Genomic DNA, 20,399 nt, shown 5'->3' with positions numbered 1-20,399 from the left:
GCCCATGAAGTTCGGCGCCGTCCTGCCGACGTGCGAGATCGGCGCTGATCCGCTGGCCGTGCGCGACTGGGCACAGGCGGCCGAGTCGCTCGGCTACTCCCACATCGTGACCTATGACCATGTGCTCGGCGCTGAGCACGCCGGACGCGAGCCGGCTTTCTGGGGGCCTTACACCGAGCGCGACGACTTCCACGAGCCATTCGTGCTCTTCGGTTATCTGGCCGGTGTCACCAGCACGATCGAGTTGGAAACCGGGATCATCATCCTGCCGCAGCGACAGGCTGCACTGGTGGCCAAGCAGGCGGCCGAAGTCGACATGCTGTCCGGCGGGCGCTTTCGTTTGGGCGTGGGCTCGGGCTGGAACTACGTCGAATACGAGTCGCTTGGCGCCGACTGGGAGCGGCGCGGCGCGCTGCTGGACGACCAGATCGCTGTCATCCGGGCGCTGTGGGAGAACGACGTCATCGACTACACGAGCGAGTTCCACCGCATCGACCGGGCCGGCATCCAGCCCCGTCCTGCGCGGCGCATCCCGATCTGGTTCGGCGGCTACACGCCGGCAGCGTTGCGGCGCGCTGCACGCTTGGGCGACGGTTTCACCTTCGGCGATTCGGGGCCTGACACGGTGGCACTCGCGGAACGGTTGCGGGAGATGCTCGCCGAACAGGGGCGTGATCCGGCCGACTTTGCGCTGGAGGGCGAAGCCAACTACGGCATCGGGGCGGACCGTTGGACGGCGCTCGTCGACGACGCCCGGATTGCGGGTTTCAGCCACTTCTCGATCAACTGCCAGAGCACGACCTGCGAGTGGGGCGGCAATCCGGCTGCCGACCTGCAGAACACGGCCGAGCACATCGCCGCACTGGAAGCCTTCATCTCGTCGGTGCGCTGAACTAGAACCGGGCGGGATGCCCACAGCACGAGCGGGGTGGCGCATGGAGCACATCACGGTGTACCCGGCGGCCCGGATCCACACGATGGACCCGGGCAGGCCCCGTGGCAACGCCGTCGCCGTTGCAGACGGGCGCATCGTGTCGGTGGGCTCGATGGAGTCGATGCAGCCGTGGTTGCGGCGCTACCCCTACGACGTCGACGACCGATATGCCGACAACATCATCTTTCCGGGCTTCATCGACCCGCATACCCACCTGCGGCTGAGCGGCACCTACATGGGGCTGCACTACGTCGGCCCCATTGATTCGGCCTCGCCGACCGGCATCCGCAAGGGGCTGCCGAGCCGTGACGCGGTGCTGCACCAGCTCCGGGCGCTGGCCGCCGAGCATGCCGATCCCAGCAAGCCGCTGACTGCATGGGGCTACGACCCCGCCAGCCAGGACGGCCACCTCGACCGCGACATGCTCGACGAGATCAGCGACACCGTGCCGCTGTGGGTCTGCGCCTACGCGCCGCACATCGTCTATGCCAACTCCCCGATGCTTGAGCTGATCGGGGTGGACGACGACTCGATCGGTCACGGCTTAGGCCGCTACGCCGACGGCCGGCTGAACGGCTGGTTCGTGGAGACCGAGGCGACCGCGCGGGCCAATCGACCCGTCGCGGCGTCGATCTTCGGGCCGGGCACCGGCCGGGCTGCCATCGATCGCATGGGAGCGGTCGCCCGTGCCGCGGGGGTCACGACCACGGCGGACCTGGTGTGGGGGATGGCCGACGGGTTCGAGCCCGAGTGGGACGATCACGCAGCGGCCATTGCCGCGGGCACGTTCCCGCTGCGCATCTACATGATCCCCTTCGAGCCGAAACTGGTGCGCACCTACGGCGCCGAGATGCTCGACTTCCTGGCTTCCAAGAGGGCCGAGGGCGACGACCGGCTCAATACCCACGGGGTGAAGTACGTGAACGACGGCTCGTACCCGTCGATGACGCTGGTGATGAACTCGCCCGGATACCTCGACGAAGACACCGCCCACACCGGCGAGGTGCCGTGGGAGGACATGGTGGAGCGGATGCGACCGTTCTGGCAGGCGGGGGTGCAGATCCACTCGCACGCCAACGGCGACCGCACGGTTGACATGACGCTGGACACGCTGGCTGCACTGCAGGCCGCACGACCGCGCTTCGACCATCGCTTCACCATCGAGCACTACTGCATCTCGACGCCGGCGCAGGCGAAGCGTCTCGCAGCACTCGGCGGGCTGGCCAGCGTGAACATCTACTTCGTGCACTTCCGTGCGCAGCTGCACGCCGATCACGGTTTCGGTCCGGACCGCAGCGAGGCCACGGCCCGGCTGGGCTCGCTGGAGCGGGCCGGTGCCACGTTCGCGCTCCACAGCGACTTCAACCTGGTGGTCACGCCGCTGTCGCCGCTGCTGGCCGTGTGGTGCGCTGTCAACCGGGTAGGCGCCGACGGTGAGACCGTGATGGCGCCGGGGGAGCGGATCTCAGTGGACCGGGCGTTGCGTGCGGTCACCATCGACGCAGCCCACGTGCTGGCTCGCGACGACCGGCTGGGATCGATCGAGGCCGGCAAGCTGGCCGACTTCACCGTGCTCGACGACGATCCCTACGAAGTTGATCCGATGGCGCTGCGAGACATCGGCGTGGTCGACACGGTGCTCGGAGGCGAGCCGACCTCGTGAAACGACGCGTGCGTTCCCTGCCGGAGAGATACGGGGCATGGGCCGTGGTGGCCGGCGCTTCGGAGGGTCTGGGAGCGGCCTTCGCAGCCGAGTTGGCGACCCGAGGCATGAACCTGGTGCTGGTGGCACGCCGGGGCCAGCTGCTCACCGAAGTCGCCGACGAGCTCCGCGGCACGCACGGCATCGTGGTTCGCTGCGTGGTGGCCGATCTAGCCGATCCGGCCTTCGTCGAGCGGCTCGCAACCGCAGCCGACGGCCTGGATGTCGGAATCGTCGTGTACAACGCGGCATTCGCGCCGTTGGGCCCGTTCCTGGACAATTCCGAACCTGAGATCACCCGAGCGGTAGATGTCAATGTGCGCGGCCCGATGCTGGCAGTGCGGGCGCTGGTACCGGCGATGTGCGGGCGGGGCCGCGGAGCAGTGGTGCTGATGTCGTCGTTGTCTGGCCTGCAAGGGACGCCCCGCATCGCCGTCTATGCAGCGAGCAAGGCGTTCAACACGCACCTCGCCGAAAGCCTGTGGTACGAGCTGCGATCTGCGGGCATCGATGTCGTCGCCTGCTGCGCCGGAGCGATGCCCACACCGGGATACGAGAAGAACTTCGGCAAGAAGGTGCCCGGCATGCTGAACCCGCAGGAGGCCGCCCGCCAGACCCTCGATGCACTCAGCCGGGGGCCTCGTTTCGTGCCGGGACTCGTCAACCGCATGACAGCGGTACTCATGGGGCGCGTGCTGAGCCGTCGCGGCGCTGTCCGCCTCATCGGCAGGAACACAGAAAACGTGACGTGACGGACTTTCTGGCGGGCTTCTTCGCTCCGTGGGCCGTCTTTGCTGTCATCGGAGTGCTGCATCTGGTGCTGCCGGCGCGACGTGTGACCGGCTACGCGCGCCACGAACGCAGCGGGGAGGCGCTGAGCTACCGCATCAATGGCCTGCTGGTCTTTGCGGTCACCGTGGGGCTGTGGTGCGCCGGATGTGCCAGCGGCGTCATTGCCTGGGACTGGTTGTGGCACCATCGCTGGTCGGGGACGGCAGGGGCGGTGGCGCTGGGACTGCTGGCATCGGCCGCGGTGGTTCCAGGGGCGCCGTCAGGGGGAAAGCGGCCGCTCGCTGAGTTCTATCTCGGCCGCCGCGCCAACCCCCAGCCGTTCGGCGGCCGCGCCGACGCCAAGATGTACCTGTATCTGGCGGGCGCGACGCTGCTCGAGCTCAACCTTCTCTCGTTCGCCGCCCACCACTTCGAGACGTACCCCGATGACGTGTCACCGGGAGTCGTGCTGTATGTGGTGCTGTTCAGCTGGTTCGTGTGCGACTACCTGGTCTTCGAGCACGTCCACCTGTACACCTACGACCTCTTCGCGGAACGGGTGGGTTTCAAGCTCGTGTGGGGCTGCCTGTGCTGGTACCCGTACTTCTACGCCGTCGGGCTGTGGGCGGTGGCAGATCGTCCGCACCCGCATGCGCCCGTCTGGCTGGCGGTGGTGGCCGCCGTCGTGTTCCTGTTCGGATGGACGCTGGCGCGCGGGGCGAACATGCAGAAGTACAGATTCAAGCGAGACCCCGAGCGGCTATTCCTGGGATTGGCCCCTCGGGCGCTGTCCGACGGCGAGCGCAGCCTGCTCGCAGGCGGCTTCTGGGGTCTGTCGCGGCACGTCAACTACCTGGGCGAGATCGCCATGGCGACTGGCCTCGCGCTGGCCCTGGGGCAGCCTGCGGTGATCTGGCCGTGGCTGTACCCGCTGTACTACGTGGCGCTGCTGGTGCCGCGTGAACGCGACGACGACCGACGCTGCGCAGCCAAGTACGGCGAGCTGTGGGAGCGGTACCGCAGCAAAGTGCCGTGGCGCATCGTGCCCCGGTTGTACTGATGAACCAGATCGACGCCGCATGGCAGGCCACCGTCGGCTCGATCGCGGCGGCACGGCGGCGGCACGGCGACAGTGGTGGAGACGCTGTCGGTGTCACGGTGCTGACGGGCTTCCTTGGCAGCGGCAAGACCACGGTGCTGCGGCAGCTGCTCGCCGAGCCGGCCGGGTTGCACATTGCTGCGGTGGTGAACGACATCGGGCCCGTGAACATCGACGCCGCGGCCATCGAGGGACTGCAGGTTGCGTCACGAGCGCCCGGCCGGGTCGAACTCACCAACGGCTGCGCATGCTGTGCACTGGTGGACGACCTTGCTGAGACACTGGAAGGGCTGGCCGTCTCGCAAACGAGCGATGCCATCGTGGTGGAAGCCAGCGGAGTTGCCGACCCAGCCACGCTGGCATTGGCCGTCGAGGGGGCTGCGGGCTGCATGCTCGACGGTGTCGTGGCCGTGGTGGACGCGCAGCAGCTGGCCTCCCAGTTGAACGACCCGCGCATCGGACCCGCCGTGCGTCGTCAGATCGACGTGGCGCACTTGGTGGTGCTGTCGAAGGTTGACCAAGTAGAAGGCGAAGAAGTTGCAGTCCTGACGGAGCGACTCGGCCAGCTTGCTCCGGGCCGCATGGTCGTTCCCGCGGTACATGGCCGCATCGATCCCCGGTTGCTGATCGGTGCAGCGTTGCGTGGAGCAACCTTTCCAGCCGACGTGGGCGAGCACCCCTTCGAGGTGGCGACTGCAGTCGTGGCACCAACAAGGCCGTGGCAGGTGGCCGACGTTGCCCGCTGGTTCGAATCGTCGCCAGCCTCGCTGCTACGGACGAAAGGGTGGTTCGCGAGCCCTGACGGATGTTGCCATGAGGTGCAGGCTGTCGGCCGGAGTTGGCGCATAGTTCCTGCGGCCGGCGTCCACTGCTCGGCGATCGTGTTGATCGGCAGTTCCCAGGAAGCTGTCGACAGCGCAGCCGTTTCCCTACAGCAGCTCGGTTAGCCGAGGACCCGGCTGCGCAGCCCCGATGGCTAGTCGGGCGCTCCGGCCATGTGCTGGCGCATCTCGGCCGAGGGTGGGCCGGCCGTGCCCCAGCGGTCGGACAGCTCGGGCGTGCGGGGCCATGTGCGAGGCACCCACGTGGCTTCGTCGACTTGCTGGACTTCGGCGGTGATCTCGGGAACGGTGCCGGCGGGGTCGACGAAATAGCCGAACGCGTTGTTGCCCGGTCCGTGGCGTCCGGGGCCCCAGCCGACGGTGTGTCCGGCGCGGTTGAGCCGCCCCAGCGATGCCATGTAGGCATCCAGCGACGGCACTTCATACGCCACGTGGTTGAGCGAGACCCACTCTGCCCGGTTGAACGCAATGGAGTGATGGTCGGTGTTGCAGCGCAGGAACACCATCTGGCGTTCGCTCCAGTCGCTGACCCGGAAACCCAGCACGTCGCACCACCAGGTGCACAGCGCTTCGATGTCTGCCGTGTTGAGCACAACATGTGCGAGCTTGACCGGTGTGGAATCAGCGTCGAACGGCGCAACGGCTTCGGTGCGAGCGGCTAGCTCGATGACACGCCCTTCTGGATCCGCAATCCTGAATCCATAGCCGCCGCCGGGATGATCCAACTTCGCGGGTTCGCTCAGCAGTCGCACGCTGCGTTCTGCCAGCCCGGCTGCCGCAGCGTCGACGGCACGGTCATCGGCTAGTCCCAAGCCGATGTGGTCGATGCCATTGCGACCTGCTCGTTGCAGCTCAAGCACGTGATGCTCCGGGCCTGTTGCCCGCAGTACCGCGGTGTCGTCATCGGAATCGGCGAGCCGCTGCAAGCCCCACGGTCCGGCGTAGTAGTCGACGCTCTCGTCGAACGCAGCGCAGCGAAGCGAGATGTGGCGCAGGTGGGTGATCGCCCATCTCCCCGGTTGCGAGTCGGGGCTCATTGCTCGCCCCGTATTCCGTCCAGTGCGGCGAGCACGGTCTCTGGAGTCAGGGGCATGGATGTGACGCGAGCTCCGGTGGCATCGGCGACGGCATTGGCGATGGCCGACGCGATCGGCAGCATCGCTCCCTCGCCCAAGCCTTTCGAACCGAACGGCCCCGGGCCGTGGCCCTGTTCTTGGGTGATCGACACGAATTCCGCCGGAAGGTCGCTGGCTCGGGGCACCCGGTAGTCGACGAGCCTGCCGTTGGTGAGCACGGGACCGTCGAAGCGCATGGTCTCGAACAGTGCACCGCCGAGCCCCATGATCGAGGCGCCTTCGTCCTGCCCCCGGCAGGCACCTTCGTGCAATACAGCGCCGGCATCGCCTGAAACCACCAAGCGGTGCACCGTGATGGCCCCAGTCTCGGCATCCACCGACACCTCCGCTGCGCCCCAGCCGTACTCCCACGACACGCACGGCGATTCCAGCGGGGCCCGATGGTCGGTGGGCGCTTTGAAGAAGCCCTCGCCAGTGAACTCGTACCCGGTGCCGCCGTAGAAGCCCATGACCAGCGGGGCGAGTGGGCGGCGCTCAACCTCGCCCGAGCCGTCGGGAGGTGTGACGACCACGAAGCCGTCCCGGAAGTCGACCCGCTCGACCGGGACGTCCAGCGCCGTCGCCGAGAACTGCAGGACGCGCAGTCGGGCAGCTTCGGTGGCCTTCTGCACCGCCTGTCCCATCACTGAGATCGCCGAAGACGCGTTGGTGCCCTGATCGAATGGCGTGTGGTCGGTGTCTATGTCTGACCAGTGGACCCGCTCGCGGCTCACGCCGAGCACGCGTGCTGCGACCTCCCGCAGGGCGGTTTGGGAGCCCTGGCCCATCTCGACGGTGCCGCACTGCACCCAGGCGTCGCCCGAGGTGGCCACCTTGACCCGGGCCTGAGCCGGCTTGTTCACTCCTCCTGAGTCTTTGAAGCCCACGGCGACACCGCGACCCCTCCCTGCCGGGCGAGGGCTGCCCATACCGATGTGCGACGCCACCAGATCGAGACCCTCGACGAGATCGGAGTCCATGGCTGACTCGCCCGGCACGTACGGCTCGCCGAGACGGATCAGGTTGCGACGGCGCAACTCCACCGGATCCATGCCGAGCCGGTCAGCGATCATGTCGATCTGGCTCTCGCAGGCGAAGTTGGCCTGCGTGCCTCCGAATCCCCTGAACGGTCCGGCAGGCGTGGTGTTGGTGAGCACGGCGTCGGTGACCGAGCGGATGTGCTGCCACCGGTACGGCCCGGCGACGCGGTAGCCGGCCTTCTCGGCCACGAGCGGGCTGGCGTCTGCGTACGCGCCGGCATCGAGCAGCACCACGGCGTCACGCGCCACCAGCGTGCCGTCGGCCATGACGCCGGTGCGAAGCGTCAGGCGGGCGTTGTGCTGGCGCATCGTCCAGAAGCCCTCGTCGAGCGTCAGGCAATAGCGCACCGGCGCGCCGGCCTTGAGCGCCAGCAGCGCGGCGATGGGCTCGGTCTTGCAGCCGTTCTTGGCCCCGAAACCCCCGCCGAGATAACCGACATGCATGCGCACCCGCTGCTCGCCGATGCCCAGCAGGCGTGCCATCTCCTTGCGGACCGGGAAGGGGTTCTGGCAACTCGACCACAGTTCCAGCCGGCTGTCGTCGCCGGTCACCTGCGCCGACCACCTGGCCACCGCGACGAACGGTTCGAGGTGAAGATGCTGCTGGCGACCGTCGAACGCGAAGACGTCGGTGAAGACGTGGTCGCAGCCTTCGAAGGCTGCTGGATCACCGGTCTCGTAGCCGAAGCGGTAACAGACATTGGGGCGCTGCCGGGCACCGCCGCTCGCGCCCTGGCCGTAGGCGGGCGTCATCCCCAAGGGTGCCTCGGGGAAGATCTCCGGTGCGCCGGGCGCCAGCGCCTCGTCGAAGTTCGTGACCGCCGGCAGTGGCTCGTAGGCGACCTGCACCAGCGACAGCGCTCTGGCCGCGTCGAGCTCGGTCTCTGCAGCGATGGCGACTACCGGGTCGCCGATGCAGCGGACGCGCTCAAGCGCAAGGACCGGCTGGTCCTTGATGAAGTAGCCGTAGCTGTGCGAGGCCACGAGAGGCGCATTCGATGGGCGGTGCTGGACATCACCGGCAGCCCAGCGATCACGGTGCTCACCCTCGAGCAGGTCACGGCGGGTGAGCACTGCCCGCACACCGGGAGCCTGTTCGGCGGCGGTGGTGTCGATGCGGGTGACGAGCGCATGGGCATGGGGCGAGCGGAGCACTTTGGCGTGCAGCATCCCCGCTAGTGCCACGTCGACGGCGTACGGCGCAGTGCCTGAGACCTTGAGCGACGCGTCCGACCGAGTCATGGCGCTGGTTCGGGGTGTGCGTCGCTGCGGCTGCGCAGTGCAGCTCCTGCTGCCTCGACGGCTTCGATCACCATCAGATAGCCGGTGCAGCGGCAGATGTTCGAATCGAGCCAGTCCACGATCGTGCTGCGATCGGGCTCCTGATCGTGTGCCAGCAGTGAGCTGGCGGTCAGGATCAGGCCAGGTGTGCAGTAGCCGCACTGGAATGCGCTGGCGGTGGCGAACGTCTGCTGCACCGCGCGCATGACAGCGGGCAGGCTTCCCGCCGGCTCGACGCTTGGGGATTCATTGGCCGCTTCGATTGTGTGGATGTCGCAGCCGGCGGCCTGCCAGGCGAACGTGGAGCACGACGCCGTGGGCAGACCGTCGACCAGCACCGTGCAGGCACCGCAGACAGCCTGATCGCAGCCGACGCGTGTACCGCCGAGGCCAGCCCGACTGCGGATCGTCTCGACCAACATCTCCGATGCCGGCGCAGCCGCTTCGAACGGCTCGCCGTTCAGGTGCAGTTGAAGTTCGACCGATCCGGCGTCGCCAGCCGCATGGCTGTCGTCCGGTAGTGCAGCGGCTTGGTCGCGTGGCCCTGCTGGCACGGCGTTCGGGCGCCGGGGCAGGTCGGTGGCCGATGGCTCTCCGCCGCCAGATCCGGCACTCGCCGAGCCGCCTCTGGCGTGTGCTTGAGCGCAGCGCTCGATGAGTACCTCGATGACACGTCGCCGGTATCCGGATGAGGCATCGGCGTTGTCCAGCGGTTCGCCGAGTGGGTCCAACCCGGCACGCAGGGCATCGAGATCGACGGTTCCATCGGCGCCGATGTCAAGCTCGATGACCTCGACATCGCGGTACGCGCAGCCGATAGCCGCATGCCGGTTGCCAACGGCCACCGAAGCGACCGGCTTGAGCGATCGGTCGAAGACGACACGGCCTTCAAGCGGCACCTGGCAGCCCACCAGCAGCCTGCCCGCGACCCGATCGGCAACCGAACAGCGCTGCTCGCCGCCGTCGGGATCGACGAAGACCAGTTCGGCGCCGGCCGCTGCAAGGATCGGCGCGGCGTCGTAGCCGGGGTTGAGCGACATGAGATTGCCGCCGACGGTGCCAGCAGTGCGGATGCGCACGTTGCCGATTGTCCGCCACGCGGCAGCCAGATCAGGGCGATGGGCTCGCACCAGCGCGTCGGATTCGATGCGGGCGTGGGTGACCGCCGCGCCGATGAACAGCGCGCCGTCACGCAGCGAGATATCGGTGAGCACATCCAAATCGCTGCCGGAGCCTCGACCGGCTTGGCGCAAGGGAACGAGGGCTGGCGCCTGCCCGCCGTCTCGCAGGCGCTGTGCAACGTCGATGCCGCCAGCGTGTGCCCACGCGCCGTTGACCACATTGGCCGCAGCTTCGGCCAGTGACGCCGGCCGGGCCAGTGCGAACGGCTCGATGCCGAGGTGGCTGCGCGAGATCAGCCCGCTCCTCGACGGATCCGCTGCCAGTTCTGGCTCCACAGTCATCGCAGCGTGTCTCGACATGGGGCGGTGAGGGGAATGGTCATCGGTCTGCCGATGGCATCTCGACCGGCGGCACGAATGGCGTCGGCATCGGTCCGAGTGTCTCGCAGTCCACCCGGATCAGCTGCGGGCTTCCCGCGTTCATGGCTGCTTCGAACGCACGGGCGAAGTCGTGGGGCGTCGTCGCATCGCAATAGCCCAGATCGAACGCACTTGCCACCGAAGCCAGATCAGGGGCCAGCAAGTCGACGCCTGAGCGTCGGCCCAGGTGCTGGTCTTGGGTGTTGCGCAGCACGCCATAGCCGCCGTCGTCGAAGACCACGACGGTGACCGGCAGGTTCTCCTGGGCGAGGGTGGCCAACTCTCCTATCTGCGGCGCGAGCCCGCCGTCGCCGATCATCACCATCGTCGGCTCGTCGGGGCGGGCGACAGCAGTGCCGATGGACATGCCCACAGCCTGACCGATGCCGCCGCCGCGGGGCACCACGTTGCTGGCCGAATCGATGATCGGCAGCAGGCGGTTGCCCCAGGAGCTGTTCGGGATGGTGATGTCGCGGACACGAGGCGCCTCATCGCTGAGGGTGCTCGCCATGATGGCGCAGATCTCCGAATATGGCCCGATGTCGCGGCTTAGCTGCGCCCGGCAGTGGTCTCGGGCAGCGGCGATCGCAGCGGTCCAAGAAGGCTGCGCTGCTGTCGCTCCGCCCACCAGTCGCTGGCCGAGCGCATCGAGCACGACACAGGCGTCGCCCACGATCCCGATATCGGCCGGGTACACCCGCCCGACGGCAGCGGGGTCGACGTCGATCTGGATGTGGATTTGCGGCACCGCGAGCCGGTAGCTGCGCGTCTCGTTGGAACGGAAGTGGGTGCCGACCGATATCAGCAGGTCGGCATGGTCGAGCAATTCGGCGCCCGCCGCCGAGGCCGCGAAGTTTCCGATGACCCGTGCATCGGTCTCGGGCAGCACGCCCCGGCCCGCGTTGGAGGTGAACAGGCCAGCTCCGGTCCGGCGCAGCAGGTCATCGACCTGCGTGCTGGCACCGACAGCGCCGCCTCCCGCCCACACCAGCGGCCGTTCCGCAGCAGCGACGAGCTCGGCGGCCCGATCCAGTGCACCCTCGTCAGGTCCGGGCACTTCGGGCGAACTCGGCGAGCTCGACGCTGCGCCGTTCTCGCCTGCCTCGAACGAGGCCGGTTCGCCGTACTGCAGGTCGACCGGCCACTCGAGGCTGACCGGGCCGCGCGGGTGGCGGCCCAAGCGCCTGGCGGCCGCAGTGAAGGCCCCCGAGGCATCGGCCTCGACAGTTGCCGCCCACACTGAACAGGCCTGCAGCATCCCGAGCTGGTTACGGGTCTCATGAATCACTCCACGGCCGCATCCCAGGTACTCGCTGGGAATCTGGCCGGTGACGTGCAGCACCGGAGAGGCGGCGGTCAGGGCTTCGACAAGCGCGCCGGCTGCATTCGCTGCACCGGTGCCGGTGGAGGTCACCGCGCAGCCAGGCGTGCCCCTCACGCGGGCGTAGCCGTCTGCGGCGTTGACGGCAGCCGCCTCGCTGCGGGTAGGCACCCAGCGCAGCTGATGAGTCAGGGCATCGACCAGGGGGAGGTTGTGCACGCTCACCACGCCGAACGCAGCGTCGACATCGAGTGCCCTCAGCACCTCGACGAGCAAGTCGCCGCCATTTCGAGGAGAACCATCACTCATGGCATCACGAAGCCGCCGTCGACGACGATCGTCTGCCCGGTGATGTAGGCGGCTTCGTCCGACAGCAGGAAATTGACAGCGCCCACGACGTCATCTGGCTGCTGGGGTCGCGTGATGGCCCGGTTGGCGGCGTACAGCGCGTGGCGTTCTGCGGGGATCCGCTCTGCCGACGGCCCCTCGGTCAACCCCGGTGCCACAGCGTTGACGGTGATGCCGTGGTCGCCCAGCTCACGGGCCATCGCTCGTGTCAGGGCGATGAGCGCTCCCTTCGAGGCGACGTAGTGCGCCAGGCGGGGCGAGCCGTACAGCGCCGCATCCGATGCGATATTGACGATCCGGCCTTCGCCTGTGCCGATCATCTGCGGGGCGAGCGCTCGACTCACCAGCCACGGCCCTCGAGCATTGATGGTGTGAATCCGGTCCCATTCATCAGGCGTGATGTCCCAGAAAGTCTTGCCGCCCACGGCATCGGCCAGGCCAGCGTTGTTCACGAGAGCCCAGAGCCCGCCACTGCCTGCGACATGAGCAGAAAGATCGGCGACCGACGACTCGTCGCTCACATCGGTCGGGACGAATTCGGCAGCACCGCCGGCGGCCTTGATGTCGCTCGTGACCTGCTCCCCGCGCTCGGGCACCAACTCGGCCACGACAACCGACCCGTCCTCGGCCGCGATCGCATGCGCCATGGCCTCGCCGAGCCCGCGCCCGGCGCCGGTGACGACGACGCAGCGACCGTGCAGGCTCATGCTGGAGCTGGCCGTGCGGCGGCTCAGCCTCTAGTCCCGCGAGATCCCCGCCATGGGGGAGTGCGGGGGATAGGTGGGCAGCTGAGGCTTCGACGCACCCAGCATCACCACGAACAATGCGTCGGTCTCACCCACGTTGCGGAGTGACCGGGCAGTGCCGGCCGGAATCTTGATGAGATCGCGGTAGCCGAGCAGCCGGCTGGCCGAATCATCACCGTGGTGAATCGTCACCTCGAGCTTGCCTTCGAGCACGAAGAACGCTTCTTCCACGTCGTGATGGGTGTGCTCGGGACCTTCGGCGCCCGGCGGCAGCAGCATGTTGGAGAACGTGAAGTGCTCTGCAGCCAGCGCCCGTTCGTCGCCCGCGTGGTTGCCGGTGCCGCCCGAGCCGATGTAGCGGATCTGTGCGCGCCGGTACTGCGGGCCTGCCTTGGTCTGGAACGCCAGGGTGTCCCAATCCTCCCGACGGGTGTCGCGCATGGCGCACATGTCGTCGATCCGAGCCTCCAACTCGGCAGTTGCGGCTGTAGGCGCCGTGTCGGCGGTGGTCTGGCTCATCGTTGGTGTCCTGTGGTGGTCGGCGGTCGCAGGTTAAGTGGGGTCCAGTGTCAGTCAGCCAGGGCAATGGGCGCCGGGGGTGGCGGCTCTTCGAGGCCGAAGCGCTGCCGTTGCTCAGCGAAGGCCGGCTCGAGCGCCCGGCGCAGGTGTACCACGGGCCGGTCGGCCTGCGCGAGATGCTCGTCGCGGCGGGCTTCCTCGACGGTGCGCAGGCTCTCCAGCATCTCCTTGTCCTGATTGAGCACGTGCAGATGAGTGCCGCGCAGGCGCAGCCGGTACAGCGTTCGCCAGATGCGACGCTCGCGGCCCGACACCGCACGGAAGCGGGGAAAGTGCACCAACGTCGCTGCATTGTCACGCGGCGTCAGGAATCCCAGTATCCGCAGCGGCGGGCCCGGCCCGGCACTGGGCGGCAGCGGGATATCCAGACGCACAAAAGAGAGCGCGCCGGTGTGGATGTCGATCCAATCGAAGTTGGTGCCCGTTTGGTCTCGGCGGCGGACCTCGAAGCCGTCGTCGTGGTCGTCGACCACCACCCGGTCGTTGGTGATCCCCTCGTTGAGCGTGATCGAGCGGGCGTGCAGGAACGGCGCATGCATCAGATCCACGAGATTTTCCAGCCCGAGCATCCAGTTGGCGCCCCACTCCACGGATTCGGGGAATGTCGAGTAGCGCCCGTCGGTGAACTCAGCCGGAAGCCTGAGCGGCACAGGCTCGCTCTCGCCGATCCAAGCCCACAGATAGCCGGCCTGCTCGCTGACGGGGTAGTTCACGCTGACGCGAGTTCGCTCGGCCAGCGAGCAGGCGCCGCCCTGCGACGGCACCGACGTGCACTGGCCCTCGCCGTCGAACCGCCAGTGGTGATACGCGCACTGCAGCTGCCCGCCGACGACATTGCCGACCGACAACCGAGCGCCCCGGTGCGGGCACAGGTCGGCCATCAACCGGACCTCGCCGTCGCCGTCGCGCCACGCCACCAAATCCTCTCCGAGGAGGCGTGTCGGCACCGGTTGGGCACCCACTAGGTCTGCGACACCCAGCAGGTACCAGCGATCCCGCAGTCCGAGACGGGGGTCGCCCTTGGGCAGCTCTGGAGCCGGAGGCCAGATCGGCGGCCGTCGCGCCGCGCTTCGGGCGCCGACGCCCGAGTATTGGGAGATGCGGCGCCGGGCGAGATCGACCAGCGCCTCGGCCTCAGCTCGAACGGCACGAAGTGCTGGCGAAGTCGCTGCGCGCGGTGCCGACACCATGTCGTGCAACTGTATTCGCCCCAATCGCCGGACTCGGCGGGCTGAGGCAGCATTCAGCGTTCGCGCAGGTTCAGTCTCCGGTGAGGTGTGCCACCCGCGGCATCACGTCGTTGGCCAGCAGGTCCATCGAGCGGCGCCACGCCTCGGGTGCCTCGGAGTAGTCGAAACAGAACAGCAGCAGATGGCCGAACCCGCCGACGTCGGCGTAGACCTTCTCGATCGATGCGGCGACCGTCTCGGGTGAGCCCACGAACCAGTTGTTGCGGGCGCAGTACTCCACGGTGACGACGCCGTCGGCAGGTGGGTTGCGCTCGTCAATGAGGAACTTGTGGAAGTCGAAGGCGCCGAGCAGCGGGATGAAGTACTCGGTCATCATCCGGCCCATCATCCCGCCGTAGGACAGCTCCCAGGCCTCCTCATCGGTCGGTGCGACGAAGACTTCGCGCACCATCCGCCAGTCACTGCGGCTGACTTCCCGCCCTGCCCGGCGAGCACCTGCCTCGTAGGAATCCCAATGCCCGCTCACGTACTGCGGGTTCAGGTTCAGGCTGAGCGGCAGCCAGCCTTTCTCGCCCGCCATCTCCAGCGTCGGCGAGGGTGAGTTGAGCCCCGCCACACCGATCGGCGGATGGGGCTGCTGCAGCGGGCGAAGGTGATGCACGAGGTCCATGTCGGGCATGCCGTGGGGCACCGAGCCCTTCCAGTGCTTGCCCTCGTGGGTCCAGCCGGGTTCCTGGCTCCAGAGGTTGAGGATGAACTCCACCGACTCCTGGGTCATCTCGCGGTTCTCGCCGGCCATGCCGTCCACGCCGAACATCTCCCAGTCGCTGGGAAGTCCGCTCGCGGCGACACCGAAGTTGAGCCGTCCCTCGGAGATGTGGTCGAGCAGCGAGATCCGGTTAGCCAGCTCGGCAGGGTGGTAGTAGGGCATCAGGAAGCCGCCGGGGCCGATGCGGATGTTCTTGGTGCGCTGCAGCGCCGCAAGCGTCAGCAGGTCCGGTGCAGGATGCGGCTCCCACTTGGCCGCATGGTGCTCGCCGATCCAGGCTTCGCCGAAACCGAACTCGTCGGCCCACTCGATGACCTGCAGATCCCACTCCCAGCCCTCGCGCAGATCGCGCTCAGGCGGGTGGCTCGGCATGGTGAACAGCCCCAGTTCCATCGTGATCCCCTGTCAGGCTCAGTGGCGCCGCACAGCCCGGCACCTCGCTGCCGCAACTTACTGCGGCCACCGCACCCCGTCACGGGCCGCTTTCAGGCCGCGGGGTCTTCCCACAGCGACTCGTCTCCCGTCGGGAGCGGTGCGGGGTGTTTGGGTTTGCGCTGCGGGGCAGGCTCGGCTTGGTATGCGGGGTCGGGGGGAGCGAGCCGGTAGCGGCCGTCTCGGATGGTCACCTGCCAGTTGTGGTCGTGGATGAGGTCGTGGCAGCGCCAGCACACCAGCACGAGGTTGTCGAGGCGGGTCTTGCCACCGCGTTGGCAGGGTGTGATGTGGTGGGCCTCGCAAGCGCCGGGCGGTTCCCCGCAACCGATGCACGCTCTGTCGCGGGCGATCAGCGCGCGTCGTTGTGCGGCGGTGGGTGCTCGGCTAGCGACGGTCTCATACAGCGGTGTGAGGTTGTCGCCGAAGATCTCGATCCACACGTCGGAGTTGCACGCCAGCCTCGCCACGGTGCTGGGTGGGATCGGGCCGCCGCCGCAGATCTCGGCGATGCCGCCGGGCGTGCCGACGAATGCGGCCAGGTCGGAGCGCACGATGATCTCGGCTGCCTTGCTGCCGGCCGGAGAGGACGGCATGGTCTCTGATGCCGGCTCGGCGTCGCCGTCTGGCTCAGCGCTGGTGGCGAGGAGTGTGTCGAGGGCGTCGGCCATGCGCTGGTCGCGAGTGCGCACGGCCGCTTCAGGCACGGAGCCAGCGTCGCTGTCACCACCGTCACAGGTTGTCCCCGGGGGCTGCGAGTGCGTCTGGCGTCGGCGGTCTGCTTGGCGAAGCAATTCAGCCTGACGGCGAAGGCGCCCCTGGATGCGGGCGCCCATCTCGGCATCGAACGAACCGCGCATCTGCACAGATCCGTCCTCGCCGTTCCAGAACCGCACATGGCGGTTGCGCCGGTTGCGCCGATGCTGCACGGCGAGATCGTCGGCGCTTTGATGCTGGATGGCCCAGCGCTGAGCGGCCTGGGCGAACTCGTCGTCGGGGAGCGTCTTGGCCATCTGCACCAGATCGGCATCTGCCTGCACGGCGTCGGCGCTGGTCTTGCGCGCCGCCTGAGCGAGCTTGGCGGCGTTCGCGAAGCTGATTTCTCCTTCAGCGACGCCTGAACGGGCCACCGGCAGCTCAGCCAGCTCGGCCTCGGTGCGCGCGTTGCGGGCAGCATCGGCGCGAGACCGCCCGCCGACCTGGTTCAGCAACCCTGCGCCGCCGTCGCCGTGACGCTCTCGCTGCGCGACCACCGACGCAGCCTTGGTCTCGAGCAACTCGACACGCGAGCGCAGCGACTTCGCCAGCCCAAGCGTGCGGCGCAATTCACCCGTAGGCGCCGTATCGACACAGTCGAGCGCTGCTGCGAGGCAATCGAGCGCCTGCTGCACGTGTGAGAACATGCGTTCAAACTAAATGGGGGCTGTGACACGAATACGCCCACACAGCCATCGGCCCATCGGCCTGCTGCTGCGGGCGGTAGTGCCATCGGAAAACGAACCGGGTGATGTGACACCCCGCGGTCAGGATCGTGGGATGGAATTCACCGAACATGACTGGATTCGATTCGGCGATGCCGTGATCGACTACGAGATCAAGCGCAGCACGCGCCGGCACAAGACGATGGAGATCTCTGCTGGACCCAGCGGCGTCCGCGTCGCGGTGCCTGCAATCACGCCTTCTGAGGAGGTAGCGGCCTTCGTCCGCAACAAGGCGCATTGGATACTCGCGCACACTGCGGCACCGCGCGCATCGCCGGCGCCGTGCGAGATTCCGAGCTCGGTTCCATATCTCGGCCGGCAAGTGAACGTGGTCGTCGGCAACGGGGGCGTCGCCGATGTCGACGTGCGCTTCCGGCCGTGGGAATTGCAGGTGTTCCTGCCTCTGGAGACCGATGAAGCGAATGCCGCGGGACGAGTTCGCAGCACAGTCGCCGAGTGGTACTGGCTGCGTGCGTGTGAGCACGTCACGACGAGCGTTGACCGCTGGTGGCCCGATCTCGGACGTAACTCCATGCCGGAGATCCACATTGGAGATCAGCGCAAGCGATGGGGGAGCTGCGCCGCGGACGGCCGGCTCAGGTTCAACTGGCGGCTCGTGATGCTCGCCCCTCGACTGTTGGACTACGTGGTGGTCCACGAGCTCGCGCACCTGACCGAACGGAACCATGGACCGGCGTTCTGGGCGCTCGTCGAGACGATCCTCCCCGACGTCGCCGAGCGCAAGCGTGCGTTGCGGTCGGTCGAGGGCACGCTTCCGATGTGACTTCGGGCCGCTAGAGCACCATCAGCCCGAGATGGTCGGACATGGGTTCGAAGTCACGGTCTGCATGCAAGAGCTGGTGACCGTTCTCAATGCAGAACGTGGCGATCAGCATGTCGATGGTCTTGCGGGGCGTGATCCCCCTCGCGCGCAGCGTCCGGTGGTTGTGCGCGCTGGCGATGGCGATTTGCCGTCCGACCATCGGCTCGAAGATCAGCGTGTCCATCGCCGCTCGGGCGTTGCGGAGGTCGTCCTCGTCCCGGAATCCTTGCAGGACCTCGGCGAGAATCAGATCGCCGGTGAGGATCGGTCGGCTGCCGAGCAACTGATCCAGCAGGTCGGTCTGGCGAGTGCCGGCCCCGTTGAAGAAATCGATCCAGACCGATGAGTCGACGACGATCATCGATCAGTGCGCATCTCGTCGAGTGACCCCTCCCAGCCGAGCTTGCCCCGCAAGGCCCGGATACTGCCTTGTGCTCTCGTCTGAACCAGCAGGCGCAGCCCTGCCTCGACGGCCGCCCGTTTGGTGCGGAAGCCACCCTCGCCCATGGCCGCCGCCATCAGCTCGTCATCTATCTCGATGTTCGTGCGCATGTCTGGCCTCCCGCGCCTTGGTCGTAGCTGCCTGCATGTTTGCCGATATGCGCAAAATGAGTTATGTGTATATTGTTCTCAATTCTACACATCGAACTGCGGCATGGGCCGTCTGCGCCTCATACATTCGTAGGGGCACTGGATGGAGCACGCTCTGCGGTCGTCGACACAGTCGCGTGCACGGCCCTAGCGGTGTGATCGGAGCGCACGAATGCCAGTTGATCCAGATCGGGAGACGTGGAAGCCGGGGATGTCCTGGGAGGATGCGATCGCCGAGATCGCATACCTCAAGGAGCTCGCTGCCGAGATGGGCGGGCCCGACCGCATCGACCGCCAGCACCAGGGCGGTCGGTACACCGTGCGCGAACGTATCGCCAAGATGGCCGACCCAGGCACGTTCATCGAGATGGGCGGGCTCATGGGCGGACCGGAGTACGACGACGAGGGCAACATCATCGGGTTCACGCCGGGTGGCTACGTGATGGGCCTCGCCGAGCTCGACGGGCGGCCGGTGGCAATCGGCGGCGACGACTTCACGATCTCGGGTGGCAGCCCGCACAACGTCCACAAGATCCCGCACCAGTTCGCCCAGCCGCTCGCCATCACCTACGGCATCCCGTACGTGCAGCTGCGCGAAGGCGTCGGCCACAGCTCACGGTCTGACGAGGAGTCGGGCCAGATGGCGCTGCCGGAGGGGGACATGTGGTGGCAAGGCGTGGAAATGCTGACCAAGGTGCCGGTGGCTGCGGGAATCATGGGTTCGGTCGCGGGCTGGCCCGCTGCTGCGGCGCTCATGTCGCATTTCACGGTGATGGTGAAGGGCCAGTCGCAGATTTTCCCGTCGGGGCCGCCGGTGGTGCAGAGGGCCACCGGCGAGACGCTGTCGAAGGAGGAACTGGGCGGCTACCGGATGCACGTGTACGAGAGCGGCCAGGTCGACAACGTGGCCGAGAGCGAGGAGGACGCGTTCGACCAGATCCGCCAGTTTCTCTCGTACTTGCCCAACACCACCTCGGGGGTGGCGCCTCGTGTGGACACGGGCGACCCGCCCGATCGCCGGCCTGAGGAGCTGCTGAACATCATCCCCACGAACCGGCGGGCCGGTTATGACGCACGAGCGCTCATCCGCCACGTCGTCGACAACGGCGAGTTCTTCGAGATGCGCCGCCACTACGCCGGAGCGATCATCACCGGTTTCGCCCGGCTCGACGGCTACAGCGTGGGCGTGGTCGGCAGCGACCCGATGCGGCTGGCCGGTGCCATGGACGGCGACGGCGCCGACAAGTACGCGCACTTCGTGGACCTGTGCGACGCGTTCAACCTGCCGATGCTGATCTTCCTGGACATGCCCGGCTTCATGCTCGGCTCCGCCGCGGAGCGCAAGGCCACGATGCGCCGGGGCGTGCGCGCCCTGATTGCTTCAGCAGAGGCGAGCGTGCCCAAGGTGGAGTTCAACGTCCGCAAGTCATATGGCGTGGCTGCCGATGCGCCCAACAGCATCGGCCTGCCTCATGCGCTCAACCTGCGTTTCGGATGGCCAGCGGGGGAGTGGGGCGGCATCCCGATCGAGGGCGGCGTTGCGGCGGCATACCGGCGCGAGATCGACGCCGCACCCGATCCAGAAGCACATCGAGAGATGATCGAAGAGCGGCTGCTGCGGCTCCGCTCGCCGTTCAAGGCAGCCATGCACGGCGACGTCGTCGATCTCATCGATCCACGAGAGACCCGCCGCCTGGCGTGCACCTTCGTGAAGCTGGCCCAGCCGGTGCTGGAGGAGCTGGCCCGCCGCCCCAACAAGCGCGCCGTCCGCCCCTGACTCAACCAGGGGAGCGA

18 protein-coding genes are annotated in these 20,399 nt (G+C 67.6%); 7 read left to right on the top strand and 11 right to left on the bottom strand.

Annotation, left to right across the window (positions count from 1 at the left end; genetic code table 11):
* Positions 1–4 precede the first annotated feature (4 nt).
* Genes VI480_RS09810 through VI480_RS09790 form a run of 5 tightly spaced genes read left to right on the top strand, consistent with a single transcriptional unit; the run spans position 5 to position 5,453 of the window.
* Entirely contained in the window at positions 5–892 is an 888-nt protein-coding gene (locus tag VI480_RS09810; RefSeq protein WP_323672652.1) for an LLM class F420-dependent oxidoreductase, read from the top strand.
* Positions 893–908: 16 nt separating this feature from the next.
* The gene (locus VI480_RS09805) at positions 909–2,597 is read left to right on the top strand and encodes an amidohydrolase (RefSeq protein ID WP_323672651.1); all 1,689 of its coding nucleotides are present in this window, start codon (positions 909–911) and stop codon (positions 2,595–2,597) included.
* On the top strand, positions 2,594–3,388 hold the full coding sequence (locus VI480_RS09800) for an SDR family NAD(P)-dependent oxidoreductase (protein WP_323672650.1): 795 nt from the start codon (positions 2,594–2,596) through the stop codon (positions 3,386–3,388). Before VI480_RS09805 ends, VI480_RS09800 begins: the two co-directional genes overlap by 4 nt.
* The gene (locus tag VI480_RS09795; protein WP_323672649.1) at positions 3,385–4,467 is read left to right on the top strand and encodes a DUF1295 domain-containing protein; all 1,083 of its coding nucleotides are present in this window, start codon (positions 3,385–3,387) and stop codon (positions 4,465–4,467) included. The genes VI480_RS09800 and VI480_RS09795 overlap by 4 nt, the downstream gene beginning before the upstream one ends.
* Positions 4,467–5,453, top strand: coding sequence for a CobW family GTP-binding protein (locus VI480_RS09790; protein ID WP_323672648.1), 987 nt, complete (start codon positions 4,467–4,469; stop codon positions 5,451–5,453). The genes VI480_RS09795 and VI480_RS09790 overlap by 1 nt, the downstream gene beginning before the upstream one ends.
* Positions 5,454–5,482: 29 nt before the next feature.
* Here the strand turns inward: VI480_RS09790 and VI480_RS09785 are convergent, their stop codons facing one another.
* From VI480_RS09785 to VI480_RS09745, 9 genes are all read right to left on the bottom strand, one after another.
* Positions 5,483–6,385, bottom strand: a complete 903-nt coding sequence (locus VI480_RS09785; RefSeq protein ID WP_323672647.1) for a VOC family protein — start codon at positions 6,383–6,385, stop codon at positions 5,483–5,485.
* A complete protein-coding gene (locus tag VI480_RS09780) occupies positions 6,382–8,745 on the bottom strand; it encodes a xanthine dehydrogenase family protein molybdopterin-binding subunit (RefSeq protein WP_323672646.1) in 2,364 nt (787 codons plus the stop codon). Before VI480_RS09780 ends, VI480_RS09785 begins: the two co-directional genes overlap by 4 nt.
* Positions 8,742–10,247: a 2Fe-2S iron-sulfur cluster-binding protein gene (locus tag VI480_RS09775; RefSeq protein WP_323672645.1), complete on the bottom strand. Its 1,506-nt coding sequence runs from the start codon at positions 10,245–10,247 to the stop codon at positions 8,742–8,744. The genes VI480_RS09780 and VI480_RS09775 overlap by 4 nt, the downstream gene beginning before the upstream one ends.
* Positions 10,248–10,284: 37 nt before the next feature.
* Positions 10,285–11,955 carry a thiamine pyrophosphate-binding protein gene (locus VI480_RS09770; RefSeq protein WP_323672644.1) on the bottom strand — a complete coding sequence of 557 codons (1,671 nt, stop codon included), beginning with the start codon at positions 11,953–11,955 and terminating at the stop codon, positions 10,285–10,287.
* Positions 11,952–12,701, bottom strand: a complete 750-nt coding sequence (locus tag VI480_RS09765) for a 3-oxoacyl-ACP reductase family protein (RefSeq protein ID WP_323672643.1) — start codon at positions 12,699–12,701, stop codon at positions 11,952–11,954. The genes VI480_RS09770 and VI480_RS09765 overlap by 4 nt, the downstream gene beginning before the upstream one ends.
* 30 nt (positions 12,702–12,731) lie before the next feature.
* Positions 12,732–13,259, bottom strand: a complete 528-nt coding sequence (locus tag VI480_RS09760) for a cupin domain-containing protein (protein WP_323672642.1) — start codon at positions 13,257–13,259, stop codon at positions 12,732–12,734.
* 50 nt (positions 13,260–13,309) lie between these two features.
* Positions 13,310–14,509 carry an aromatic ring-hydroxylating dioxygenase subunit alpha gene (locus VI480_RS09755; protein ID WP_323672641.1) on the bottom strand — a complete coding sequence of 400 codons (1,200 nt, stop codon included), beginning with the start codon at positions 14,507–14,509 and terminating at the stop codon, positions 13,310–13,312.
* A gap of 70 nt (positions 14,510–14,579) precedes the next feature.
* Entirely contained in the window at positions 14,580–15,671 is a 1,092-nt protein-coding gene (locus VI480_RS09750) for an LLM class flavin-dependent oxidoreductase (protein ID WP_323672640.1), read from the bottom strand.
* A gap of 92 nt (positions 15,672–15,763) precedes the next feature.
* Complete coding sequence (locus VI480_RS09745; RefSeq protein WP_323672639.1) at positions 15,764–17,113, bottom strand: HNH endonuclease signature motif containing protein; 1,350 nt, start codon at positions 17,111–17,113, stop codon at positions 15,764–15,766.
* A gap of 133 nt (positions 17,114–17,246) precedes the next feature.
* Here VI480_RS09745 and VI480_RS09740 point away from each other — a divergent pair, with 133 nt between their 5' ends.
* A complete protein-coding gene (locus VI480_RS09740; protein WP_323672638.1) occupies positions 17,247–17,975 on the top strand; it encodes a SprT family zinc-dependent metalloprotease in 729 nt (242 codons plus the stop codon).
* Positions 17,976–17,985: 10 nt separating this feature from the next.
* Here VI480_RS09740 and VI480_RS09735 read toward each other — a convergent pair whose 3' ends face one another.
* Both VI480_RS09735 and VI480_RS09730 read right to left on the bottom strand, forming a co-directional pair.
* Positions 17,986–18,375 (bottom strand): PIN domain nuclease, encoded by a 390-nt coding sequence (locus VI480_RS09735; RefSeq protein WP_323672637.1) that lies wholly within the window; start codon positions 18,373–18,375, stop codon positions 17,986–17,988.
* The gene (locus VI480_RS09730; protein WP_323672636.1) at positions 18,372–18,566 is read right to left on the bottom strand and encodes a type II toxin-antitoxin system VapB family antitoxin; all 195 of its coding nucleotides are present in this window, start codon (positions 18,564–18,566) and stop codon (positions 18,372–18,374) included. The genes VI480_RS09735 and VI480_RS09730 overlap by 4 nt, the downstream gene beginning before the upstream one ends.
* A gap of 211 nt (positions 18,567–18,777) precedes the next feature.
* Between VI480_RS09730 and VI480_RS09725 the strand changes: the two genes are divergently transcribed.
* Complete coding sequence (locus VI480_RS09725) at positions 18,778–20,382, top strand: acyl-CoA carboxylase subunit beta (protein ID WP_323672635.1); 1,605 nt, start codon at positions 18,778–18,780, stop codon at positions 20,380–20,382.
* The last annotated feature ends 17 nt before the right edge of the window (positions 20,383–20,399 follow it).

Source organism: Candidatus Poriferisodalis multihospitum (assembly GCF_028283155.1).
In the GTDB taxonomy this organism is placed as follows: Bacteria; Actinomycetota; Acidimicrobiia; order Acidimicrobiales; family Poriferisodalaceae; genus Poriferisodalis; species Poriferisodalis multihospitum.
The sequence above is the reverse complement of the archived record's forward strand: the minus strand, read 5'-3'. Positions and strand labels throughout refer to the sequence as shown.

What these genes read in the sequence shown, in the direction of transcription:
- VI480_RS09810 (WP_323672652.1), top strand. Translation starts at nt 5, where the DNA reads ATGAAGTTCGGCGCCGTCCTGCCGACGTGCGAGATCGGCGCTGATCCG.
- VI480_RS09805 (WP_323672651.1), top strand. Translation starts at nt 909, where the DNA reads ATGCCCACAGCACGAGCGGGGTGGCGCATGGAGCACATCACGGTGTAC.
- VI480_RS09790 (WP_323672648.1), top strand. Translation starts at nt 4,467, where the DNA reads ATGAACCAGATCGACGCCGCATGGCAGGCCACCGTCGGCTCGATCGCG.
- VI480_RS09785 (WP_323672647.1), bottom strand. Translation starts at nt 6,385, where the DNA reads ATGAGCCCCGACTCGCAACCGGGGAGATGGGCGATCACCCACCTGCGC.
- VI480_RS09780 (WP_323672646.1), bottom strand. Translation starts at nt 8,745, where the DNA reads ATGACTCGGTCGGACGCGTCGCTCAAGGTCTCAGGCACTGCGCCGTAC.
- VI480_RS09775 (WP_323672645.1), bottom strand. Translation starts at nt 10,247, where the DNA reads ATGACTGTGGAGCCAGAACTGGCAGCGGATCCGTCGAGGAGCGGGCTG.
- VI480_RS09770 (WP_323672644.1), bottom strand. Translation starts at nt 11,955, where the DNA reads ATGAGTGATGGTTCTCCTCGAAATGGCGGCGACTTGCTCGTCGAGGTG.
- VI480_RS09765 (WP_323672643.1), bottom strand. Translation starts at nt 12,701, where the DNA reads ATGAGCCTGCACGGTCGCTGCGTCGTCGTCACCGGCGCCGGGCGCGGG.
- VI480_RS09760 (WP_323672642.1), bottom strand. Translation starts at nt 13,259, where the DNA reads ATGAGCCAGACCACCGCCGACACGGCGCCTACAGCCGCAACTGCCGAG.
- VI480_RS09755 (WP_323672641.1), bottom strand. Translation starts at nt 14,509, where the DNA reads ATGGTGTCGGCACCGCGCGCAGCGACTTCGCCAGCACTTCGTGCCGTT.
- VI480_RS09750 (WP_323672640.1), bottom strand. Translation starts at nt 15,671, where the DNA reads ATGGAACTGGGGCTGTTCACCATGCCGAGCCACCCGCCTGAGCGCGAT.
- VI480_RS09745 (WP_323672639.1), bottom strand. Translation starts at nt 17,113, where the DNA reads ATGTTCTCACACGTGCAGCAGGCGCTCGATTGCCTCGCAGCAGCGCTC.
- VI480_RS09740 (WP_323672638.1), top strand. Translation starts at nt 17,247, where the DNA reads ATGGAATTCACCGAACATGACTGGATTCGATTCGGCGATGCCGTGATC.
- VI480_RS09735 (WP_323672637.1), bottom strand. Translation starts at nt 18,375, where the DNA reads ATGATCGTCGTCGACTCATCGGTCTGGATCGATTTCTTCAACGGGGCC.
- VI480_RS09730 (WP_323672636.1), bottom strand. Translation starts at nt 18,566, where the DNA reads ATGCGCACGAACATCGAGATAGATGACGAGCTGATGGCGGCGGCCATG.
- VI480_RS09725 (WP_323672635.1), top strand. Translation starts at nt 18,778, where the DNA reads ATGCCAGTTGATCCAGATCGGGAGACGTGGAAGCCGGGGATGTCCTGG.